Origin of the sequence: Aeromicrobium halocynthiae (genome assembly GCF_039531385.1) — a bacterium.
Taxonomy (GTDB): domain Bacteria; phylum Actinomycetota; class Actinomycetes; order Propionibacteriales; family Nocardioidaceae; genus Aeromicrobium; species Aeromicrobium halocynthiae.
Genome location: NZ_BAAAPY010000003.1, coordinates 26941 through 46314 on the forward strand (window position 1 = coordinate 26941; position 19374 = coordinate 46314).

The following is a 19374-nucleotide window of genomic DNA, read 5'->3' on the forward strand; positions in this document are numbered from 1 at the left end:
CGGTCAGGAGGCCTTGCGGACCTGCTCGCCGGTGAGGACCGTGGGGCCCTCCTCGCCGCGCACGGTGGCGGCGGTGACGACGACCTTGGCGACGTCCTCGCGGCTCGGGATGTCGTACATGACCGGCTGGAGGACGTGCTCGATGATCGAGCGCAGGCCGCGCGCGCCGGTGCCGCGCTCGAGGGCGAGATCGGCCATCGCCTCGGCGGCACCGTCGGTGAACTCCAGCTCGACGCCGTCGATCTCGAACAGGCGCACGAACTGCTTGGTGAGCGCGTTCTTCGGCTCGGTGAGGATGGAGACCAGTGCCTCGCGGTCGAGGTTGTCCACGGCGGCGATCACCGGCAGCCGGCCGATGAACTCCGGGATGAGACCGAACTTCAGCAGGTCCTCGGGCAGCACCTTGGAGTACAGCTTCTGCGGCCCCTCAGCCTTCTTCTCCGGCACGCTGCCGGTGTTGAAGCCCACGCCGACCTTGCCGCTGCGCTGCTCGACGATCTCCTCCAGGCCGGCGAAGGCACCGCCGACGATGAACAGGACGTTCGTGGTGTCGATCTGGATGAACTCCTGGTGCGGGTGCTTGCGCCCACCCTGGGGCGGCACCGACGCCGTGGTGCCCTCGAGGATCTTCAGCAGCGCCTGCTGCACGCCCTCACCGGAGACGTCGCGCGTGATGGAGGGGTTCTCGGCCTTGCGCGAGATCTTGTCGACCTCGTCGATGTAGATGATGCCCGTCTCGGCCTTCTTGACGTCGTAGTCGGCGGCCTGGATGAGCTTGAGCAGGATGTTCTCGACGTCCTCGCCGACGTAGCCGGCCTCCGTCAGGGCCGTGGCGTCGGCGATGGCGAACGGCACGTTCAGCATCCGGGCCAGCGTCTGGGCGAGGTAGGTCTTGCCGCAGCCGGTGGGGCCCACGAGCAGGATGTTGGACTTGGCCAGCTCGACGGCGTCGTCCTTGGTCCGGCCGGCCGCACTCTGGGCCTGGACCCGCTTGTAGTGGTTGTAGACCGCGACCGCGAGACTGCGCTTGGCGTTGTCCTGCCCGACGACGTACCCGCCGAGGAAGTCGAAGATCTCGTGCGGCTTGGGCAGCTCACCGAGGCTGAACTCCGAGCCCTCGGCCAGCTCCTCCTCGATGATCTCGTTGCACAGGTCGATGCACTCGTCGCAGATGTACACACCGGGGCCGGCGATCAGCTTCTTGACCTGCTTCTGGCTCTTGCCGCAGAACGAGCACTTCAGCAGGTCTGCGGTCTCACCGATGCGTGCCACGACGGGGCTCCTCACTGGGCTGACTACTTGGGCTGGCAACCCGGTCCCGGGACTGCGATTCGCTCACCCTACAAGTCTCTCGACGGTACGTCCGAGCATTCCCGAGCGCCACCGCGCGTGTCGCCCACTGCGTGGCGACGCTCGGGACCCTCATCAGACCTCGGGCGTCTTCAACGTGTCGAAGACCTGGTCGATCAGGCCATACTCGACGGCCTGCTCGGCGGTCAGGATCTTGTCACGCTCGACGTCGGCACTGACCTGCTCGGGCGTCTTGCCGGTCGCGTCGGCGATCATCTTCTCCATCAGCTCGCGCATCCGCAGGATCTCGTTGGCCTGGATCTCCAGGTCCGAGATCTGCCCACCGGTGCCCTCGGTGTAGGGCTGGTGGATGAGGATGCGGCTGTTCGGCAGCGCGAACCGCTTGCCCGGCGTGCCGGCGGCCAGGAGCACGGCGGCCGCGGACGCGGCCTGGCCCAGGCAGACGGTCTGCACGTCGGACTTGAGGTAGCGCATCGTGTCGTAGATGGCCGTCATCGCGGTGAAGGAGCCACCGGGGCTGTTGATGTAGAGCTGGATGTCGCGGTCGGCGTCCATCTGCTGCAGGCTCAGCAGCTGCGCCATGACGGCGTTGGCGACGTCGTCACCGATCGGGGTCCCGACGAAGATGATGCGGTCCTCGAAGAGCTTGGTGAACGGGTCGATGCGGCGGAAGCCGTAGGACGTGCGCTCCTCCCACTGCGGGATGTAGTAGCTCATGCCTGCCCCACCTCTCGGACGCTGCTGATGACCTTGTCGATGAAGCCGTACTCCTTGGCCTGCGACGGCGTGAACCACCGGTCGCGGTCGGCGTCGAGCTCGACCTGCTCGACGCTCTGACCCGTGTGCTGGGCCTGGAGCTCGTTGAGCTGCTTCTTCAGCAGGATGGACTGCTGGGCCTGGATCTTGATGTCGGAGGCCGAGCCCCCGATCCCGCCCGAGGGCTGGTGCATCATGATCCGCGCGTGGGGCAGCGCGTAGCGCTTGCCGGGCGTGCCCGCGGCCAGCAGGAACTGACCCATGGAGGCGGCCAGGCCCATGGCGACGGTGGAGACGTCGTTGGAGATGAACTGCATGGTGTCGTAGATCGCCATGCCGGAGTCCACCGAGCCACCCGGGGAGTTGATGTACAGCGAGATGTCGGCGTCGGGGTCCTCGGCGCTGAGCAGCAGCATCTGGGCGCAGATGGCGTTGGAGTTGGTGTCCCGCACCTCCGAGCCCAGGAAGATGATCCGCTCCTTGAGCAGACGCTGGTAGATGTGGCCGTCGAGGTCGCCGGGACCGACGTCGCCGACGGCCGAACGCGGCGGTGTGGCATCAGAAGTGTTCACGCTCTCGACCCTAGAGGGCGAGTGACCTCCACACACGCACGACCACCCCCTGTTCGCCATCGGCGTAGCGACGCTGCCGGGTCAGTCCGACGCACCGGGGACCGTCTGGTCCCAGTCGACGACCGAGCCGGTCACGACGCCGCTGGCCGGCGAGAGCAGCAGGACGGCCAGGCCGGTGACGTCCTCCGGGCTCGCCAGACGGCCGGCGGGAAGGCGCCGACCGGCCTCCTCGCGCCAGTCGTCCCCCGCGTCGTGGAACCGTCGCTGGATGGCGTCCTCCCCCTCGGAGTCCGTCCAGCCGATGTTGATGCCGTTGATGCGGACACGGTCGAACCGGTGCGCGTGCGCGGCGTTCTTCGTCAGACCCACGAGCGCCGCCTTCGTCGCCGCGTACGCCGCGAGGTACGGCTGACCGCCGTGCGCGCTCATGGTGATGACGTTGACGACCGCGCCCGGCTCACCCCGGCCGACCATGTCGGCCACCGCCGCCTGCATGAGGAAGAACGGACCGCGCAGGTTGATCGCCACGTGGCGGTCGAACTGCTCGGGCGTCTCCTCCAGCAGGGTGCCGCGCTCGGTGAACCCGGCCGCGTTGACGAGGCCGTCGATGCGGCCGTGGAGCCGGACCGTCTCCTCCACCGCGGCTCGACACGCGTCGACGTCGGCGACGTCGCACGCCACGAACCGGCAGTCCACCCCGGCCGAGCGGAGCTCGGCGGCCGCTCGCTCCCCCACCTCGACACGACGACCGGTCAGCACCAGGCGCGCACCCTCGGCGGCAGCCGCGCGCGCGATGGCCAGTCCGACGCCCTGGGTGCCGCCGCTGACGAGGACGACGTGGTCCTGCAGGAGCCCCATCTCAGACTCCCTGCTCGCTCGTGCGACGACGCCCGGCGTAGGAGGCGAGGGCCTCGGCCACCCGTGCGGCGGGCCACTGCCCTGCCAGCGCCTGCTCCAGCAGCTCGGTCTGCGCCAGCGGCGTCATCCCGTCGACCGGCTGGTCGAGGTCGAGGTTCGTGGGGAACGGGTAGCCCTCCGCGACCGTCGCGACGACCCGCGACAGGGCGGCCGTGGACCACCCGGACGCCTGTCGCTCCAGGAGCGTCGGGTAGACCGACGTGGCGGCCCGCGCCCGGTCGACGGCCTCCATGGCCCGGCCGAAGGCCGACGAGACCTGCAGCAGGTTGGCGACCCGCTGCACGTCGGTGGAGACGTTGCTGCCGGCACCGTGCAGGAGGGCCGGGTTGAAGAACACGGCGTCGCCCTTCGCGAGCGGCAGCTGCACGCGGTGCTCCTCGAAGTACGCACGGACGTCCGGTCGGCGGTAGGCGAGGTAGCCGGGTGCGTACTTCTGCGAGTGCGGCAGGTACAGCGTCGGGCCGCTCTCGACGGGCATGTCGACGTGGGCGACCGCGCCCTGCAGCGTGAGCGTCGGCGAGAGCAGGTGCACGTGCGCCGGGTAGCGGGCCGTCACCTCGTCGGTGAGGAAGCCGAGGTGGTAGTCGCGGTGCGGGTCCTGCGCGACGCCGCCGGGCCGCACGACGTTCACCTGCGACGTCACCTGGTAGCCCGGACCGAGCCAGGCGGTGCTCACCAGCGCGAGCACGTCGTTGGCGTAGTAGTCCACGAACGTCTCGGGGTCGGTCACGGCCAGCTTCTCCAGCGCGTTCCAGATCCGGTCGTTGGCTCCCGGCTTCGCGAAGTGGTCACCGGCGGCACCCCCGGAGGCCTTCTCGTCGGCGATGATCGCCTCGAAGGCCGAGGTCGCGCGGTCGACGACGTCGAGGTCGTCCCACGCGCCCTGCAGCACGACGATGCCAGGTCCGTCGACGAAGGCACGCACGAGCTCGTCGCGCACGGCGTCCTCGCCGGCGGCCGTCGACACGCTCTCGCGCAGGGCGGCGGACGAGTACACCAGCACCCCCTGCTCGACGTGGTCGGCGTGCGGGTAGTCGACCGCACGCGTCGTGGCGGACACGACCTCGACGAGGTCCTCGAGCCGCACGTCGGCGGGGGTGAACCGGCCGGGCACGGCGCTCACTCGACCAGCGGCGAGGGTGGTGACGGGGTGATCCGCGATGCTCATGACGTGCTCCTGGTGGACGGGGGTGGTGACGACTCCACGCTAGGCCTGCGCGTCGACGCCGTGGGGTCGAGAAGACCTCAAGAACACCTCAGGCAGCGGCCGCGCGGTCTAGGCTGCCGGAGTGCCCCACCGTCACAAGGTCCGCGAGATCGCACAGCAGAGCGGGCTGAGCGCAGCCACCGTGGACCGGGTGCTGCACGGGCGGCCCGGGGTGCGGGCGGCCACCGTCGCCGAGGTCGAGCGGGCCATCGAGGAGCTCGACCGGCAGGCGACGCAGCTGCGGCTCGTCGGGCGCACGTTCCTGCTCGACCTCGTGATGCAGGCACCGGCACGCTTCAGCTCGGCGGTGCGCGACGCGATGGAGGCCGAGCTGCCGGGACTGCGTCCCGCCGTGGTGCGCTCGCGGTTCCACCTGCGCGAGGAGGCCGACGCCGGCGCGATGGTCGCGACCCTGCGCGACGTGCGTCGGCGGCGCTCGCACGGCGTGGTGCTCAAGGCACCCGACCACCCGGACGTGGCGGCCGAGGTGACGGCGCTCGCGGACTCCGGCGTCCCCGTCGTGACACTGGTGACCGACGTGCCGGGCAGTCGGCGCCTCGCCTACGTCGGCATCGACAACGACGCGGCCGGTCGCACCGCGGCCTACCTCGTCGCGCTCGGTTCGCCGGGGCCCGGCGCCGTGCTCGTCACGTTGAGCCGCAGCGACTTCCGTGGCGAGGAGCAACGGGTCGGGGCGTTCGTCGACGCGCTCGGGACGCTCGCACCGGGGCGTCGCGTCGTCGACCTGACGGACACCGACGGGCTCGACCCCACCACCGGCGCCGGGGTGCGTGCTGCGCTGGCGGGCCACCCCGACGTCGACGCCGTCTACTCCGTCGGCGGCGGGAACCGCGCGACGCTCGATGCCTTCGCCGACGCCGGCCGCACCATCGGGACGTTCGTCGCGCACGACCTGGACGCCGACAACACCGAGCTGCTGCGCACCCGTCGGATCCACCACGTGCTGCACCACGACCTGCGCGCGGACGCCCGGCACGCCTGCCGGCTGATCCTGCAGCACCACGGTGCGCTCCCCGGTGCGCCCACGTCGGTGCCCTCGCAGGTGCAGGTCGTGACGCCCTTCAACGTGCCCCGTGCCTTCGGACCGCGATGACGGCCCGTCGGGTCAGACCGTGAACGCCTCGCGGAAGGCGTCCATGGCGCGCTCGCTGCCGGCGACGGACGGGTCGCTGGCCCACGCCTCCATCGCGACGACGCCGTCGTAGCCGGCGTCGGCCAGGGCCCGGGCGACGAACGGCCACCGGACCTCGCCGGTCCCGGGCTCGCAGCGCCCGGGGACGTCGGCCACCTGCACCTCCCCGACGTACGGGACGGCGCGGCGCAGGAGCTCCACGAGGTTCCCCTCGCCGATCTGGGCGTGGTAGAGGTCGAGGTTCATCCGCAGGTGCGGGCTGCCGACGGCGCGCACGAGGGCGAGGGTGTCGGCGGCGCGGGCGAACGGCGTGCCGGGATGGTCGACCTCGAGGTTGAGGTTCTCGATCACGTACGTCACGTCGTGCCGCTCGGCCAGCTCGGCGACGCGCTCGAGCGTGCGCACGGCGGCGACCCAGTCCTCACCGGTCGTCACCTCCACGGGCCGCACGGGCAGGCCTCCTTCGCCCAGTCCGGTGCCGTGGATGTTGAGCGTCGGACAGCCGATGGCGTGCGCGAACGGGATCGACTCCTCGGCGGTCCGGAGCAGGTCGTCGGCGCCCTCGGGGGTCGTCAGGTCGCCGCTCACGTACCCGGTCATCGACGTGAACGACGCGCCGGTCGCCCGCAGCGCGTCGGCGTCCTTCTTCGTCCAGTCCCAGATCTCGACCGCGAAGCCGGCGTCGTGGATGCGCTCCACCCGCTCGAGGTGCGGCAGCTCGGTCAGGACCATCTCCGAGCAGACGGCGAGCGTGAAGGTCACCGGTACAGCCCAGGCCGCTGCGGGACGTCGACCGGCTCGCGGGTACCGGACTCGAGGGCGGTGACGCCGGCGGCGGCGACGAGGTTCGCCACGTAGCCGTCCCAGGCGGACGCGCCGACCACCTCCCCGCGCAGTGACGCGTCGACCCAGGAACCGAGCTCGAGGCGGTAGGACTCGACGAAGTGCTCGACGAAGTCGCTGCCGATGCTCGAGCCGCCCTGGCCGCCGAGGCGCCGCACGACCGGCGTGCGGGGCTCGAGGGTCGCCGATCCGGCGTCGCCCACGACCTCGACGCGGACGTCGTAGCCGTAGGCGGCGTTGACGTAGACCTCGGCGGTGATCATGGGGCCGGACGCCATCCAGAGGGTCGCGACCTGCGGGTCCTTGAATCCTTCGAGGATCGGTGACTCGACGCGCACCGCCACGATCTCGTCGTCGAGCAGCCACCGGAAGGTGTCGAACTCGTGGATCATCGATCCGGTCACGAGCGTCGAGGAGTCCGTGCTGGTGAGGTTCGAGGCGTTGCGGTGGATCCCGTGCAGGAGCTTGACCGTCCCGAGCGTGCCGTCGACGACGGATCCCTTGAGGCTGAGGAAGCCCGGGTCGAAGCGACGGTTGAAGCCGACCTGGACGAGGCGTCGACCGGCGGCGACCTCGGCGTCGACGACGCGGCGGGCGTCGTCGGCGGTGACGGCGAGCGGCTTCTCGCACAGGACGTGCTTGCCGGCCTCGATGCCGGCGATCGCGAGGTCGGCGTGGGTGAAGTCCGGCGAGGCGACCACGAAGGCGTCGACGTCGGCGACGAGCGCCTCGGGCGACGGTGCGGCCTCGCCACCGACCTCCGCGGCGACGGCGGCAGCGCGGTCGGTGTCCATGTCGAAGACGCGCGTCACCTCGGCTCCCGGTGCGGCGGTGGCGAGCGTGCGGGCGTGCGCGGCACCCATCGCGCCGGCGCCGATGACGCCGACCTTCAGACGGGGACGGGACGTGCTCACAGCGAGACCCACTTTCGTTCGTCGGAGGAGGTGATCATGGCGTCGAGGACACGGGCGGCGGCGAGGGCGTCGGCGATGGTGGCCCCCTCGGCGACCCCGGAGGCGATGGACCCGACGAGCCGGCGGGCTTCGACGACCTTGAGGTCGTCAAAGCCGAGGGGGTTGTTGGTCCCGGGCTGGAACACGCCGATCTCGCCGTCGCCGGGACCGGCGTACTGGGTGGCGTAGTAGGTGTCGAGGTAGCGGTCGCCGTCGGCGGTGGCGACGCGCAGCTCGTTCATCCGTCGGAAGTCCCAGGCGATCGCCCCGCGGGTGCCGTGCACCTCGAAGCCGTAGGTGTTCTGCTCGCCGACGGCGACACGGCTGGACTCGAGCACGGCCCGCGACCCGTCCTCCAGGCGCAGCAGGGCACTCACGTAGTCCTCGTTCTCGACGTCGCCGAGCGCGCCGGCACCCTGCTCGTAGTGCATCGCTCCCGGGACCGCCTCGCGACGCTGGTCGATGAACGTGGCGCGCTCGACGACGAGCTCGCTGATCGGCGAGACGACGTGCGCGAGGAGGTCGGTCGCGTGGCTGACGAGGTCGCCGAGGACACCGGTGCCGGACAGGTCGCTGCGGAAGCGCCACGACAGTGCTGCCGCGGGGTCGGCGGAGTAGTCGGCCAGGAACCGGACCGTCGAGTGCTCCACCGCGCCGATCGCTCCCGACGCCACGAGGCGCCTGGCGCGCTGGACGGCTGGGACGTTGCGGTAGTTGAACCCGGTCGCGGCCTGGACGCCGGCCGCCTCGACGGCGGCGGCGATCTCCGCGGTCTCGACGGCGTCGCGACCGGCGGGCTTCTCGACCCACAGGTGCTTGCCGGCCCAGGCCGCGGCCACGGCGACGTCACGGTGGATGAAGTTGGGGCCGGTCACGCACACGAGGTCGACGTCGTCGCGCGAGACGAGCTCGCGCCAATCGGTCAGCACGTGCGCGAACCCGTAGGCGCCGGCGGCGCGAGTCGTGCGGTCGTCGGGCGCGTTGTCGGCTACCGCCACGAGGCGCGGCCGCAGCGGCGCGTCGGGGTAGTGCTGGACCAGGCGGCTCAGGGCACGGGCGTGCACCTGGCCCATCCAGCCGAAGCCGACCACGCCGACCCTCAGCTCGGGAGCACTCACGGATCCTGCCTCTCACTCGTCGGTGGCACCGTCGCGGCGGCACCCGTGGACGCCGCGAGGCCGGGAGCGACTCCGGAGTCGTCTCCGTGGTCGGTCCCGGTCCAGCGGCAGGTCGATCCCCTCAGGGGACCGAGTCATCGTCGATCCCTGCGGGACCGGGGTCAGTCGGCGCCCATCTCCTGGACGACGTCCTCGCCCATCGTCTGAGCGAGCTCGTGGGCGAGGGACTCCAGCTCCGCGCCGCCGGCCATCATCGACGTGAGCTCGTCGAGGGTGATCTCGGACTTGGGGTAGTCCCCCATGCTCTTGCCGCGACGCAGCAGCATGAACCGGTCGCCGACCGGGTAGGCGTGGTGCGGGTTGTGGGTGATGAACACGACGCCGAGCCCGCGCTCACGGGCCTTCGCGATGTACTTGAGCACGACGCCGGACTGCTTGACGCCGAGCGCCGCCGTGGGCTCGTCGAGGATCAGCACCCGTGCACCGAAGTACACCGCCCGGGCGATCGCGACGCACTGGCGCTCACCACCGGACAGGGTGCCGATCGGCTGCTCCACGTCGCGCAGGTCGATGCCCATCGCGGCGAGCTCGCTCTTGGTGGTCTTCTTCATGAAGTCCATGTCGAGGCTCTTGAACGGTCCGACGCCCTTGCGGACCTCGCTGCCGAGGAAGAAGTTGCGCCACACCGGCATGAGCGGGACCACGGCGAGGTCCTGGTAGACCGTCGCGATGCCGACGTCGAGCGCCTGGCGAGGGTTCGCGAACGTCGTCGGCTCGCCGTCGACCAGGAGCGTGCCGTCGGTGTGCTGGTGGGCTCCGGCGAGGATCTTGATGAAGGTGGACTTGCCGGCACCGTTGTCGCCGAGGACGCACGTGACCTCGCCGGCCTTGACCGACGTCGAGACGTCGGACAGGGCGATGATGTTGCCGTACCTCTTGCCGATGTCCTGGACCTCGACGATCGTGGTGCCGCGCGCCGGCGGCTCCGTCATCGTCACGGTCTCGGGGGTGGTCTTCTCGCTCATCGCGACATCTCCGCTCGCTTGCGTACCCATTCGTTCAGCAGGACCGCTCCCAGCAGCATGATGCCGAGGAAGGCGCGCAACCAGTTGTTGTCCCAGCCGGAGTAGACGATGCCCTGGTTGGCCATGCCGTAGATGAGGGCACCGAAGGCCGCGCCGATCGCCGATCCGTAGCCGCCCATGAGCAGGCAGCCCCCGACGACGGCGCAGATGATGTAGATGAACTCCTGGCCGACGCCGGTGTTGGACTGGACGGTGGAGGTCGTGAAGAGCAGCAGCATGCCGACGAGCCAGCCGGCTCCGGAGGTGGTCATGAACAGCCCGACCTTCGTCTTGAAGACGGGGACGCCGACCTGGCGGGCGGAGACCTGGGCCCCACCGACGGCGAAGATCCAGTTGCCGACGCGGGTGCGCAGCAGCACCCAGGTGGCGACGGCGGTGACGGCCAGCCACCACCACACCGACGCGAACACGGCACCGCCGGCGATGGAGACCGACGAGCCGAATACGGCCTTCGGCTGGTCGTAGAACGGCACCTGCGCCATGCCCTGGATGGCGACCTGGCCGGTGAGCGCCTTGGTGAGGGCGAGGTTGAGTCCTTGGAGGACGAAGAACGTGCCCAGGGTGACGATGAAGCTCGGGAGCCCGGTGCGCATCACCATGACCCCGTTGACGAAGCCGACGCAGAGCGCGAGCACGAGCGCGACGAGGATCGCGACCCAGATGTTCAGTCCGTACTGCGTGCACAGGATGCCGACGGTCAGGCCGGTGAAACCGGTCATGGCGCCGGCCGAGAGGTCGAACTCGCCACCGATCATCAGCAGCGCGACCGCGACGGCCATGATGCCGATCGTGGAGGCCGAGCGGAGCCACGTGCTGGCGCCGCTGGCGGTGGCGAAGGCGTCGGTCGTGAGGGCGAAGAAGGCGAAGATCACGACGGCCGCGACGAGGGCGCCGATCTCCGGACGCTTGAGCAACGCGCTCAGCATCGAGGTCTGGGCGATCCGTTCGTCGGACGCGGTGGCTGTCGACATGGGTGGCCTTTCGGGTGGAGCGGGGGCGGTGGGGCCGACGCCTGGGCGCAGGCCCCACCGCAGGTCCGCTGGGGTCAGCGGGTTCCGTTGGCCGCGAACGTCGCGACGTCGGCCGCGTTCTCCGCGGTGACGAAGGCCGGGCCGGAGTTGATCGGCTGGCCGCCGCCCACGTCGTTGCCGTTGATGTCCTTGAGGAACAGCGTGGTGACGCCGAGGAAGCCCTGGACGTACGGCTGCTGGTCGACGGCGAACAGGATGGTCCCGTCCTCGATGGCCTGGACGACGTCGGCGGAGAGGTCGAACGTCGCGACCTCGGCGTCGCTGCCGGCCTGGTCGACGGCGGAGACCGCGGCGATGGCGTACTGGCCGCCGAGCGTCAGGACGACGTCGATGTCGGACTCGGCCTGCAGCTTGGAGGTGATGGTGGAGGTCACGGCGTTGTCGTCGGTGCCGTCGACCTGGAGGTTCTCCATCTCGCCCTCGAAGGTGCCGGCCGCAGCGCGGCAGCGCTCCTCGAGCCCGACGTTGCCGGCCTCCTGCACGACGCAGATGGCCTTGGTCTTGCCCTCCTCGGAGAGGCGCTCCCCCACGGCCTCTCCGGCGACGGTCTCGGACTGGCCGATGTGCGTGAGGGCTCCGAACTCCTGCCAGCGGTCGATGCCGGAGTTGATGGAGACGACCGGCACACCCTCGGCGACCGCACGCTTGACGGCCTCCTCGAGACCGTCCGGGTTGGCCATGGAGACGACGATGCCGTCGACGCCGTCGGCGACCGCGCCGTCGATGAGCTGCGACTGGCGAGCCGGGTCGGGGTCGTTGCTGTAGTTGACGGTGACGTCGTAGTCCTCGCCGGCCTGCTCGGCCCCGGACTTGACCCGGTCCCAGAAGGCGTCGCCGGGGCTGGAGTGGGTGATGACGGCGTAGGTGAGGTCGCGGTCCTCGGCGTCGGCAGTCTCCTGACCCGTGCCGCTGCAAGCGGCGAGCAGGGCTGCGACGGCGACGGCCGTGCCTGCGAGCGTGAACTTCTTCATGCGGGGTTTCTCCTGTCGTGCGGCCTGTCAGGACCGTCCCACGGGGGCGGGGGTGCCTCGCGGTGTGCCCCACTTCACAACACCCCACCTGAATATGTCAAGACATATTGACGAACTGCTCGTGTCGCGGTTCGATGGAGCCTCACAAAGAGAGGAGTTTGATCGTGTCGGATACCGCCGAGCACATCAAGCTCGACCGGTCGAGCCCCGTGCCGCTGTACTTCCAGGTCGCGGCGCAGCTCGAGCGCGCCATCCTCGACGGACACCTCGGCGCTGGTGCACGCATCAGCGACGAGATCAGCCTTGCCGGGAGCCTCGGGCTCTCCCGCCCGACCGTGCGCCAGGCCATCCAGGTGCTGGTCGACAAGGGCATGCTCGTGCGCAAGCGCGGCGTCGGCACGCAGGTCGTGCACGGCAAGATCAACCGGTCGGTGGAGCTGACGAGCCTGTTCGACGACCTCGCGGCGGCCGGCCAGGACCCCCACACGGTGGTCCAGTCGTGCACGCGCGTCGCGGCGACCGAGGAGGTCGCCACCGAGCTGCGGGTCGCCCCGGGCGAGGAGGTCTGGTCCCTCGAGCGTGTCCGGCACATCGGCACCGAGCCGCTCGCACTCATGCACAACTACCTCCCGGTCGACCTCATCGACCTCGAGGCGGTGGACCTCGCCGAGCACGGCCTGTACGAGACGCTGCGCGAGCGGGGCGTCCTCATGCGCGTGGCGAAGCAGCGGATCGGTGCCCGCAAGGGCGACGCCCGCGAGTGCGAGCTGCTCGGTGAGAAGCGGTCGGCCCCGCTGCTGACGATGCAGCGCACGTCCTACGACGACGCGGGCGGTGCCGTCGAGTTCGGCACTCACCTGTACCGCCCGGACCTCTACACCTTCGAGCTCACGCTCGTCGACCGCTGACGACTCTTTGTCAAGACAATACTTTGTCCTGACAAAGTCTTGACAGGATCCGTGCGGTCCTCGTACCGTCGAGCACGCCAGCATCCGCCCCGCAGATCCGCCCCGCACCACCGCCCCACAGAACGGCAGAGCCGGGTACAGAGAGGCCGTCATGAGCACCACACCCGAGGTCCTGACCTACGGTCGGGCGGGCGTCGACGTCTACCCCCTGCAGATCGGGGTCGGCCTCGAGGACGTGGAGTCCTTCGGCAAGTTCCTCGGCGGCACGACGGCGAACGTCGCCGTCGCGGCGGCCCGTCTGGGACACCGGGTGGCCGCGCTCACCGGCGTCGGCGACGACCCGTTCGGTCGCTTCGTCCGCCGCGCCCTGCGCGACCTCGGGGTGGACGACTCCCACGTGGTGGTCGTCCCCGACCTGCCCACGCCGGTCACGTTCTGCGAGATCTTCCCCCCGGACGACTTCCCCCTGTACTTCTACCGACGCCCCAGTGCGCCGGACATGAACCTGACCGTCGACGACGTCGACCTCGACCTCGTGCGCGACGTCGACCTGCTGTGGGTCACGACGAGCGGGCTGTCCGAGGAGCCCAGCCGGGCCACGCAGATCGCCATGCTCGAGGCACGCACGGCGGGGGTGCCGGGCCGTGGGCGGCAGGAGGACACGGCGGGGGTGCCGGGCCGTGGGCGGCAGGAGGACACGGCGGGGGTGCCGGGCCGTGGGCGGCAGGAGGACACGGCGGGGGTGCCGGGCCGTGGGCGGCACACGGTCCTGGACCTCGACTACCGACCGATGTTCTGGACCGACGCGGCGGCCGCCACCGAGCAGGTGCAGCCGATCCTCGGCATGGTCACCGTCGCCGTCGGCAACCGCGAGGAGTGCGAGGTCGCGGTGGGCGAGTCCGACCCCGAGCGTGCCGCCGACGCCCTGCTGGAGGCCGGGGTGGAGCTCGCGGTCGTCAAGCAGGGCCCCAAGGGCGTCCTGGCCAAGACCCGCACCGAGCGGGTCGAGTCGCCGCCCATCCCCATCGAGCCGGTCAACGGCCTCGGGGCCGGTGACAGCTTCGGCGGCTCGCTCGTCCACGGCCTGCTCGCCGGCCTGCCGCTGGAGACGGTGCTGCGCAACGCCAACGCGGCCGGTGCGATCGTCGCCTCGCGACTGGAGTGCTCGACCGCCATGCCGACCCAGGACGAGGTCGACGCGCTCGTCCGCGAGCGCTTCGCGCAGGAGACCCGATGACGACGCACGCACCCACCGCCGACCAGACGGCGGACGCGTCCGCGTCAGGACCCTTCGTGGGTTCGGTCGCGGACCTGCACGAGGTGCGGGCCACCGATCCCCGTCGCGTCGCGAGGCTGCTCGCCGCGCGACGCCGCCGCCCGCTGCTGCCGCCCGACGGCCGGCTGATGATCGTGGCCTGCGACCACCCTGCTCGCGGTGCCCTCGCCGCGACCGGCCGCCCGACCGCGATGGCCGACCGGCACGAGGTCCTGGCGCGCCTCGTCACGGCTCTCGGCCGGCCCGGCGTCGACGGCGTGCTGGCGACCGCCGACGTCCTCGAGGACCTCCTGCTGCTCGGCGCGCTGGAGGGCAAGGTCGTGTTCACGTCGATGAACCGCGGTGGCCTCGCCGGCTCGGCGTACGAGATGGACGACCGGATGACCGGCTACGACGTGCGCGGCACGATCGAGTCGGGCTTCGAGGGCGCCAAGATGCTCACCCGGATCGACCTCGACGACCCGGGGACGCTCCGCACGCTGGAGACCCAGGCCGCCGCCGTGAGCGAGCTCAACCGTGCCGAGACGATCGCGATGGTGGAGCCGTTCATGTCGAGCCGCAGGGACGGGAAGGTCGTGAACGACCTCTCCCCCGACGCCGTCATCAAGTCCGTCGCCATCGCCCAGGGTCTCGGCGCGTCCAGCGCCTTCACCTGGCTCAAGCTGCCCGTCGTCGAGGAGATGGAGCGGGTCATGCGCTCGACGACGCTGCCGACCCTCCTGCTCGGGGGCGACCCGACCGGCCACCCGGAGGTCGTCTACCGCAGCTGGGAGAGCGCCCTGGCCCAGCCCGGGGTGCGTGGCCTGATGGTCGGCCGCACGATGCTCTTCCCGCACGACGACGACGTCGCCGCCGCCGTCGACACCGCCGTGGGACTGGTCCGATGAGCGGGCAGTGGGTGATCCCGGCCGGCACGGGGGGTGACGACGGCTACGACCTCGCGGTCGTCGCCGGCGAGCGCGACGGGTGGTCGCACACCAGCCTCTGGACGATCACGCTCGCACCGGGCGGACGTCGCACCGTCTCGGCCCCGGGTCAGGAGCTCCTGGTCGTGCCACTCGCCGGCGCCGTCGACGTCGAGGTCGACGGGAGCACGTACGCGCTCGCCGGACGTCCCGACGTCTTCGCCGGCCCCACCGACGTCCTGTACGCAGGCGTCGGCAGCGACGTCACGCTGACGTCGACGGGCGGCGGTCGGTTCGCCGTGTGCGGAGCCCCGACCGACGTCGGGCTCCCCGCTCGCCACCTGCCCGCCGCTGACGTGCCGGTCGAGCTGCGCGGCGCCGGGCAGAGCAGCCGCCAGGTGCGCAACTTCGGGATGGTCGGCGTGCTCGAAGCCGGTTCCATCATCGCGTGCGAGGTGATCACCCCCGGTGGCAACTGGTCGAGCTACCCGGCCCACAAGCACGACGAGGCCACCGAGCACGAGAGCGAGCTCGAGGAGATCTACTACTTCGAGGTCGCCGCCGGTCCGCAGGGCCAGCCCGGCCTCGGCTTCCACCGCACGAGCTCCACGCCGGCCGGCGAGATCGACGTCCTGCACGAGGTCCGCGACCGCGACACCGTCCTCGTCCCCCACGGGTGGCACGGGCCCTGCACCGCTGCGCCCGGGCACGACATGTACTACCTCAACGTGATGGCCGGCCCGGCCCCCGACCGCGCCTGGCTCATCTCCGACCACCCCGACCAGGCCTGGATCCGCTCCACGTGGGAGCACCAGGACATCGACCCACGACTCACCGGAGGCAGCTGAGATGTCGCAGACCCGACGGCTCACCGTCGCCCAGGCCACCGTCGCCTTCCTCGGTGCGCAGTACAGCGAGCGCGACGGCGTCGAGCACAAGCTCTTCGCCGGGGCGTTCGGCATCTTCGGGCACGGCAACGTCGCCGGCCTCGGTCAGGCGCTCCTGCAGGCCGAGCTGGAGGACCCCGACCTGCTGCCCTACGTCCTCGGCCGCAACGAGCAGGCGATGGTGCACTCGGCCGTCGCCTACGCGCGCCAGAAGGACCGCCTGCAGACGTGGGCGGTCACCACGAGCGTCGGCCCCGGGGCGACGAACATGGTCACGGGCGCCGCGCTCGCGACCATCAACCGCCTCCCCGTGCTGCTGCTGCCGGCCGACACGTTCGCCGACCGCAGCGCGTCGCCGCTGCTGCAGGAGCTGGAGCTGCCGCAGTCCGGCGACGTCACGGTCAACGACACCTTCCGTCCCGTCTCGCGCTACTTCGACCGCGTGTGGCGGCCCGAGCAGCTGCCCGCCGCCCTGCTGTCGGCGATGCGGGTGCTCACCGACCCGGCCGAGACCGGGGCCGTCACGGTGTGCTTCCCGCAGGACGTCCAGGCCCAGGCCCACGACTGGCCGGTCGAGCTGTTCGAGAAGCGCGTCTGGCACGTGGCGCGGCCCGTCCCGGAGCGCTCGCGCATCGAGCTGGCGGCCGAGCTGATCCGCACCGCGGAGCGACCGCTCGTGGTCGCCGGTGGCGGGGTCCACCACAGCGGGGCCACCGACGCCCTGGCGGCGTTCTGCGAGGCCACCGGCATCCCCGTCGGCCAGAGCCAGGCCGGCAAGGGCACGCTCGTCTTCGACCACCCCCAGTGCCTCGGCGCGATCGGGTCCACGGGCACCACGGCGGCCAACGCGATCGCTCGGGAGGCCGACCTCGTGATCGGCGTCGGCACCCGCTACTCCGACTTCACGACCGCGAGCCGCACCGCGTTCGCCGCCGAGGGAGTGCGGTTCGTGAACATCAACGTCGCCGCTCTCGACTCGGTCAAGCACGCCGGCCTCGCGATCACGGCCGATGCCCGAGAGAGCCTCGACGCGCTGCGCGATGCGCTCGTCGGTCACCGTGTCGACGACGGCTACGTCGCCCGGTACCAGCGCTTGGCGGCCGACTGGGACGCCACGGTCGAGGCCACCTACGCCCCCGAGGTCGCCGACCGAGGCGCCGGGGGCCTGCCCACCCAGGGCGAGGTGCTCGGCCTGGTCAACGAGCTGTCCGACCCCCGCGACGTCGTGCTGTGCGCCGCCGGATCCATGCCCGGCGACCTGCACAAGCTGTGGCGCACCCGCGACAGCAAGGGCTACCACGTCGAGTACGGCTACTCCTGCATGGGCTACGAGATCGCCGGCGGCATCGGCGCGGCCATGGCCGAGCAGGGAGATCGCGACGTCTTCGTCATGGTCGGCGACGGCTCCTACCTGATGATGGCCACCGAGCTCGCCACCGCGGTGCAGGAGGGCGTCAAGATCATCGTCGTGCTCGTGCAGAACCACGGGTACGCGTCGATCGGGTCACTGTCGGAGAGCCTCGGCTCGCAGCGCTTCGGCACCCGCTACCGCTACCGCTCGCCCGAGTCCGGTCGCCTCGACGGCGACCGCCTGCCGGTCGACCTCGCCGCGAACGCCGAGAGCCTCGGGGTCGACGTCGTGCGGGTCGAGTCCGCGAAGGACCTCGGACAGGCCGTGACCGCCGCCAAGGCGTCACCCACCAGCACCGTCATCCACGTCGAGACCGACCCGCTCATCGGCGCCCCCGACAGCGAGTCGTGGTGGGACGTCCCGGTCAGCGAAGTCTCGACCCTCGACTCGACCCAGCAGGCCTTCGCAACGTACCGCGAGGCCAAGGCGGCCCAGCGTCCCTTCCTCGGTCCGCCGCCCACCAGCGCCACCTGACCACCCCCACCCCCAGCGAGGAGCCACTCCCATGGCCACGACCCAGCCCACCACCGTTCACCACTGGATCGACGGGTCATCCGTCGACGGCACCAGCGGACGTCACGGCGACGTCACCAACCCCGCCACCGGCGAGGTCTCGTCGACGGTCGCCTTCGCGTCACAGGACGACGTGGAGCGCGCCGTCGCCGCCGCCAAGGCCGCCTTCCCGGCCTGGCGCGACACGTCGCTCGCGCGTCGCACGCAGGTGCTGTTCGCGTTCCGCGAGCTGCTGAACGCTCGCGCCGACGAGCTCGCCGCGATCATCACCGCCGAGCACGGCAAGGTGCTCTCCGACGCCGCCGGCGAGGTCGCGCGCGGCCAGGAGGTCGTCGAGTTCGCGTGCGGCATCCCCCACCTGCTCAAGGGCGGCTTCACCGAGAACGCCTCCACGAAGGTCGACGTCCACTCCGTGCGCCAGCCGCTCGGCCCGGTCGCCATCATCAGCCCGTTCAACTTCCCGGCCATGGTGCCGATGTGGTTCTTCCCCGTCGCCATCGCCGCCGGCAACACCGTCGTGCTCAAGCCGTCGGAGAAGGTGCCGACCGCCGCCGTCTGGATGGCCGAGCTGTGGAAGGAGGCCGGCCTGCCCGACGGGGTCTTCAACGTCCTGCAGGGCGACAAGGTCGCCGTCGACGGCCTGCTGACGCACCCGGACGTCAAGAGCGTCTCGTTCGTCGGCTCCACCCCCATCGCCAAGTACGTGTACGAGACGGGCACCGCGCACGGCAAGCGCGTGCAGGCCCTCGGCGGCGCCAAGAACCACATGATCGTGCTGCCGGACGCTGACCTCGACCTCGCCGCCGACCAGGCCATCAACGCCGGGTTCGGCTCGGCCGGGGAACGGTGCATGGCGATCTCTGCGGTGGTGGCCGTCGGTGCCGTCGCCGACGAGTTCGTGGCCAAGGTCAAGGAGCGGGCCGAGGCGCTGCGCACCGGCGACGGCACCCGCGGCTGCGACATGGGCCCGCTCGTCACCGCCCAGTCGCGCGATCGCGTGGCGGGGTTCGTCGACGCCGGCGAGGCCGCGGGTGCGACGCTCGTCGTCGACGGCCGCAACCCGGACGTCGACGCCGAGGGTGAGGGCTTCTTCGTCGGGCCGACGCTCTTCGACCACGTCACCCCGGACATGAGCATCTACACCGAGGAGATCTTCGGTCCGGTGCTGTCGGTGGTCCGCGTCGAGACGTACGACGAGGCGCTCGACCTCGTCAACGCGAACCCGTACGGCAACGGCACGGCCATCTTCACCAACGACGGCGGCGCCGCCCGGCGCTTCCAGAACGAGGTGGAGGTCGGGATGATCGGCATCAACGTGCCCGTCCCCGTGCCGATGGCCTACTACTCCTTCGGTGGCTGGAAGAGCTCGCTGTTCGGCGACACCCACGCCCACGGCACCGAGGGCGTGCACTTCTTCACTCGCGGCAAGGTCGTGACGACCCGCTGGCTCGACCCCAGCCACGGCGGCGTCGACCTGGGCTTCCCCCAGAACACATGACACAGCACACGTGACCCAGAAGCACGTGACACCGAACGCCTGAGACGGAACGACGCAC

Annotated in this window: 18 protein-coding genes; 7 read left to right on the forward strand and 11 right to left on the reverse strand. The window is 71.0% G+C overall.

Going from position 1 to position 19374, the window contains the following annotated elements:
• Positions 1–3 precede the first annotated feature (3 nt).
• The 5 genes from clpX to ABD213_RS05675 all read right to left on the reverse strand — a co-directional run bounded on the left by clpX (position 4) and on the right by ABD213_RS05675 (position 4725).
• Positions 4–1272 (reverse strand): ATP-dependent Clp protease ATP-binding subunit ClpX, encoded by a 1269-nt coding sequence (clpX, locus tag ABD213_RS05655; RefSeq protein WP_344325664.1) that lies wholly within the window; start codon positions 1270–1272, stop codon positions 4–6.
• 153 nt (positions 1273–1425) lie between these two features.
• Complete coding sequence (locus tag ABD213_RS05660) at positions 1426–2028, reverse strand: ATP-dependent Clp protease proteolytic subunit (protein ID WP_344325666.1); 603 nt, start codon at positions 2026–2028, stop codon at positions 1426–1428.
• The gene (locus ABD213_RS05665) at positions 2025–2699 is read right to left on the reverse strand and encodes an ATP-dependent Clp protease proteolytic subunit (protein WP_425546021.1); all 675 of its coding nucleotides are present in this window, start codon (positions 2697–2699) and stop codon (positions 2025–2027) included. The genes ABD213_RS05660 and ABD213_RS05665 overlap by 4 nt, the downstream gene beginning before the upstream one ends.
• Positions 2700–2720: 21 nt before the next feature.
• Positions 2721–3497: an SDR family oxidoreductase gene (locus tag ABD213_RS05670; RefSeq protein ID WP_344325672.1), complete on the reverse strand. Its 777-nt coding sequence runs from the start codon at positions 3495–3497 to the stop codon at positions 2721–2723.
• Between the two features lies 1 nt (position 3498).
• Positions 3499–4725: a phytanoyl-CoA dioxygenase family protein gene (locus ABD213_RS05675; protein WP_344325675.1), complete on the reverse strand. Its 1227-nt coding sequence runs from the start codon at positions 4723–4725 to the stop codon at positions 3499–3501.
• Positions 4726–4846: 121 nt separating this feature from the next.
• Here ABD213_RS05675 and ABD213_RS05680 point away from each other — a divergent pair, with 121 nt between their 5' ends.
• Positions 4847–5878 carry a LacI family DNA-binding transcriptional regulator gene (locus tag ABD213_RS05680; RefSeq protein WP_344325678.1) on the forward strand — a complete coding sequence of 344 codons (1032 nt, stop codon included), beginning with the start codon at positions 4847–4849 and terminating at the stop codon, positions 5876–5878.
• A gap of 12 nt (positions 5879–5890) precedes the next feature.
• Here the strand turns inward: ABD213_RS05680 and ABD213_RS05685 are convergent, their stop codons facing one another.
• The 6 genes from ABD213_RS05685 to ABD213_RS05710 all read right to left on the reverse strand — a co-directional run bounded on the left by ABD213_RS05685 (position 5891) and on the right by ABD213_RS05710 (position 11918).
• A complete protein-coding gene (locus tag ABD213_RS05685; protein ID WP_344325681.1) occupies positions 5891–6679 on the reverse strand; it encodes a TIM barrel protein in 789 nt (262 codons plus the stop codon).
• Complete coding sequence (locus ABD213_RS05690) at positions 6676–7674, reverse strand: Gfo/Idh/MocA family oxidoreductase (protein WP_344325684.1); 999 nt, start codon at positions 7672–7674, stop codon at positions 6676–6678. Before ABD213_RS05690 ends, ABD213_RS05685 begins: the two co-directional genes overlap by 4 nt.
• Positions 7671–8831 carry a Gfo/Idh/MocA family protein gene (locus ABD213_RS05695; protein ID WP_344325687.1) on the reverse strand — a complete coding sequence of 387 codons (1161 nt, stop codon included), beginning with the start codon at positions 8829–8831 and terminating at the stop codon, positions 7671–7673. Before ABD213_RS05695 ends, ABD213_RS05690 begins: the two co-directional genes overlap by 4 nt.
• A gap of 161 nt (positions 8832–8992) precedes the next feature.
• Positions 8993–9856 (reverse strand): ATP-binding cassette domain-containing protein, encoded by an 864-nt coding sequence (locus tag ABD213_RS05700; protein ID WP_344325690.1) that lies wholly within the window; start codon positions 9854–9856, stop codon positions 8993–8995.
• A complete protein-coding gene (locus tag ABD213_RS05705) occupies positions 9853–10887 on the reverse strand; it encodes an ABC transporter permease (RefSeq protein WP_344325693.1) in 1035 nt (344 codons plus the stop codon). The genes ABD213_RS05700 and ABD213_RS05705 overlap by 4 nt, the downstream gene beginning before the upstream one ends.
• 74 nt (positions 10888–10961) lie before the next feature.
• Complete coding sequence (locus ABD213_RS05710; protein WP_344325696.1) at positions 10962–11918, reverse strand: sugar ABC transporter substrate-binding protein; 957 nt, start codon at positions 11916–11918, stop codon at positions 10962–10964.
• A gap of 164 nt (positions 11919–12082) precedes the next feature.
• Between ABD213_RS05710 and ABD213_RS05715 the strand changes: the two genes are divergently transcribed.
• The 6 genes from ABD213_RS05715 (at position 12083) to ABD213_RS05745 (ending at position 19316) form a co-directional block, all read left to right on the forward strand.
• The gene (locus ABD213_RS05715; protein ID WP_344325699.1) at positions 12083–12826 is read left to right on the forward strand and encodes a GntR family transcriptional regulator; all 744 of its coding nucleotides are present in this window, start codon (positions 12083–12085) and stop codon (positions 12824–12826) included.
• Positions 12827–12977: 151 nt separating this feature from the next.
• Entirely contained in the window at positions 12978–14063 is a 1086-nt protein-coding gene (locus ABD213_RS15080) for a 5-dehydro-2-deoxygluconokinase (RefSeq protein ID WP_425546022.1), read from the forward strand.
• Positions 14060–14989, forward strand: coding sequence for a Cgl0159 family (beta/alpha)8-fold protein (locus tag ABD213_RS05730; protein WP_344325702.1), 930 nt, complete (start codon positions 14060–14062; stop codon positions 14987–14989). Before ABD213_RS15080 ends, ABD213_RS05730 begins: the two co-directional genes overlap by 4 nt.
• Complete coding sequence (iolB, locus tag ABD213_RS05735) at positions 14986–15855, forward strand: 5-deoxy-glucuronate isomerase (protein WP_344325705.1); 870 nt, start codon at positions 14986–14988, stop codon at positions 15853–15855. Before ABD213_RS05730 ends, iolB begins: the two co-directional genes overlap by 4 nt.
• A 1-nt stretch (position 15856) precedes the next feature.
• Positions 15857–17779, forward strand: a complete 1923-nt coding sequence (gene iolD, locus ABD213_RS05740) for a 3D-(3,5/4)-trihydroxycyclohexane-1,2-dione acylhydrolase (decyclizing) (protein WP_344325708.1) — start codon at positions 15857–15859, stop codon at positions 17777–17779.
• Positions 17780–17810: 31 nt separating this feature from the next.
• Positions 17811–19316: a CoA-acylating methylmalonate-semialdehyde dehydrogenase gene (locus ABD213_RS05745; protein WP_344325711.1), complete on the forward strand. Its 1506-nt coding sequence runs from the start codon at positions 17811–17813 to the stop codon at positions 19314–19316.
• The last annotated feature ends 58 nt before the right edge of the window (positions 19317–19374 follow it).

Excerpts from the sequence above, each read along its gene's own strand:
- ABD213_RS05660 (WP_344325666.1), bottom strand. The coding sequence starts at position 2,028 with ATGAGCTACTACATCCCGCAGTGGGAGGAGCGCACGTCCTACGGCTTC.
- ABD213_RS05665 (WP_425546021.1), bottom strand. The coding sequence starts at position 2,699 with ATGGCGAACAGGGGGTGGTCGTGCGTGTGTGGAGGTCACTCGCCCTCT.
- ABD213_RS05670 (WP_344325672.1), bottom strand. The coding sequence starts at position 3,497 with ATGGGGCTCCTGCAGGACCACGTCGTCCTCGTCAGCGGCGGCACCCAG.
- ABD213_RS05675 (WP_344325675.1), bottom strand. The coding sequence starts at position 4,725 with ATGAGCATCGCGGATCACCCCGTCACCACCCTCGCCGCTGGTCGAGTG.
- ABD213_RS05700 (WP_344325690.1), bottom strand. The coding sequence starts at position 9,856 with ATGAGCGAGAAGACCACCCCCGAGACCGTGACGATGACGGAGCCGCCG.
- ABD213_RS05705 (WP_344325693.1), bottom strand. The coding sequence starts at position 10,887 with ATGTCGACAGCCACCGCGTCCGACGAACGGATCGCCCAGACCTCGATG.
- ABD213_RS05710 (WP_344325696.1), bottom strand. The coding sequence starts at position 11,918 with ATGAAGAAGTTCACGCTCGCAGGCACGGCCGTCGCCGTCGCAGCCCTG.
- ABD213_RS15080 (WP_425546022.1), top strand. The coding sequence starts at position 12,978 with ATGAGCACCACACCCGAGGTCCTGACCTACGGTCGGGCGGGCGTCGAC.
- ABD213_RS05730 (WP_344325702.1), top strand. The coding sequence starts at position 14,060 with ATGACGACGCACGCACCCACCGCCGACCAGACGGCGGACGCGTCCGCG.
- iolB (WP_344325705.1), top strand. The coding sequence starts at position 14,986 with ATGAGCGGGCAGTGGGTGATCCCGGCCGGCACGGGGGGTGACGACGGC.
- iolD (WP_344325708.1), top strand. The coding sequence starts at position 15,857 with ATGTCGCAGACCCGACGGCTCACCGTCGCCCAGGCCACCGTCGCCTTC.
- ABD213_RS05745 (WP_344325711.1), top strand. The coding sequence starts at position 17,811 with ATGGCCACGACCCAGCCCACCACCGTTCACCACTGGATCGACGGGTCA.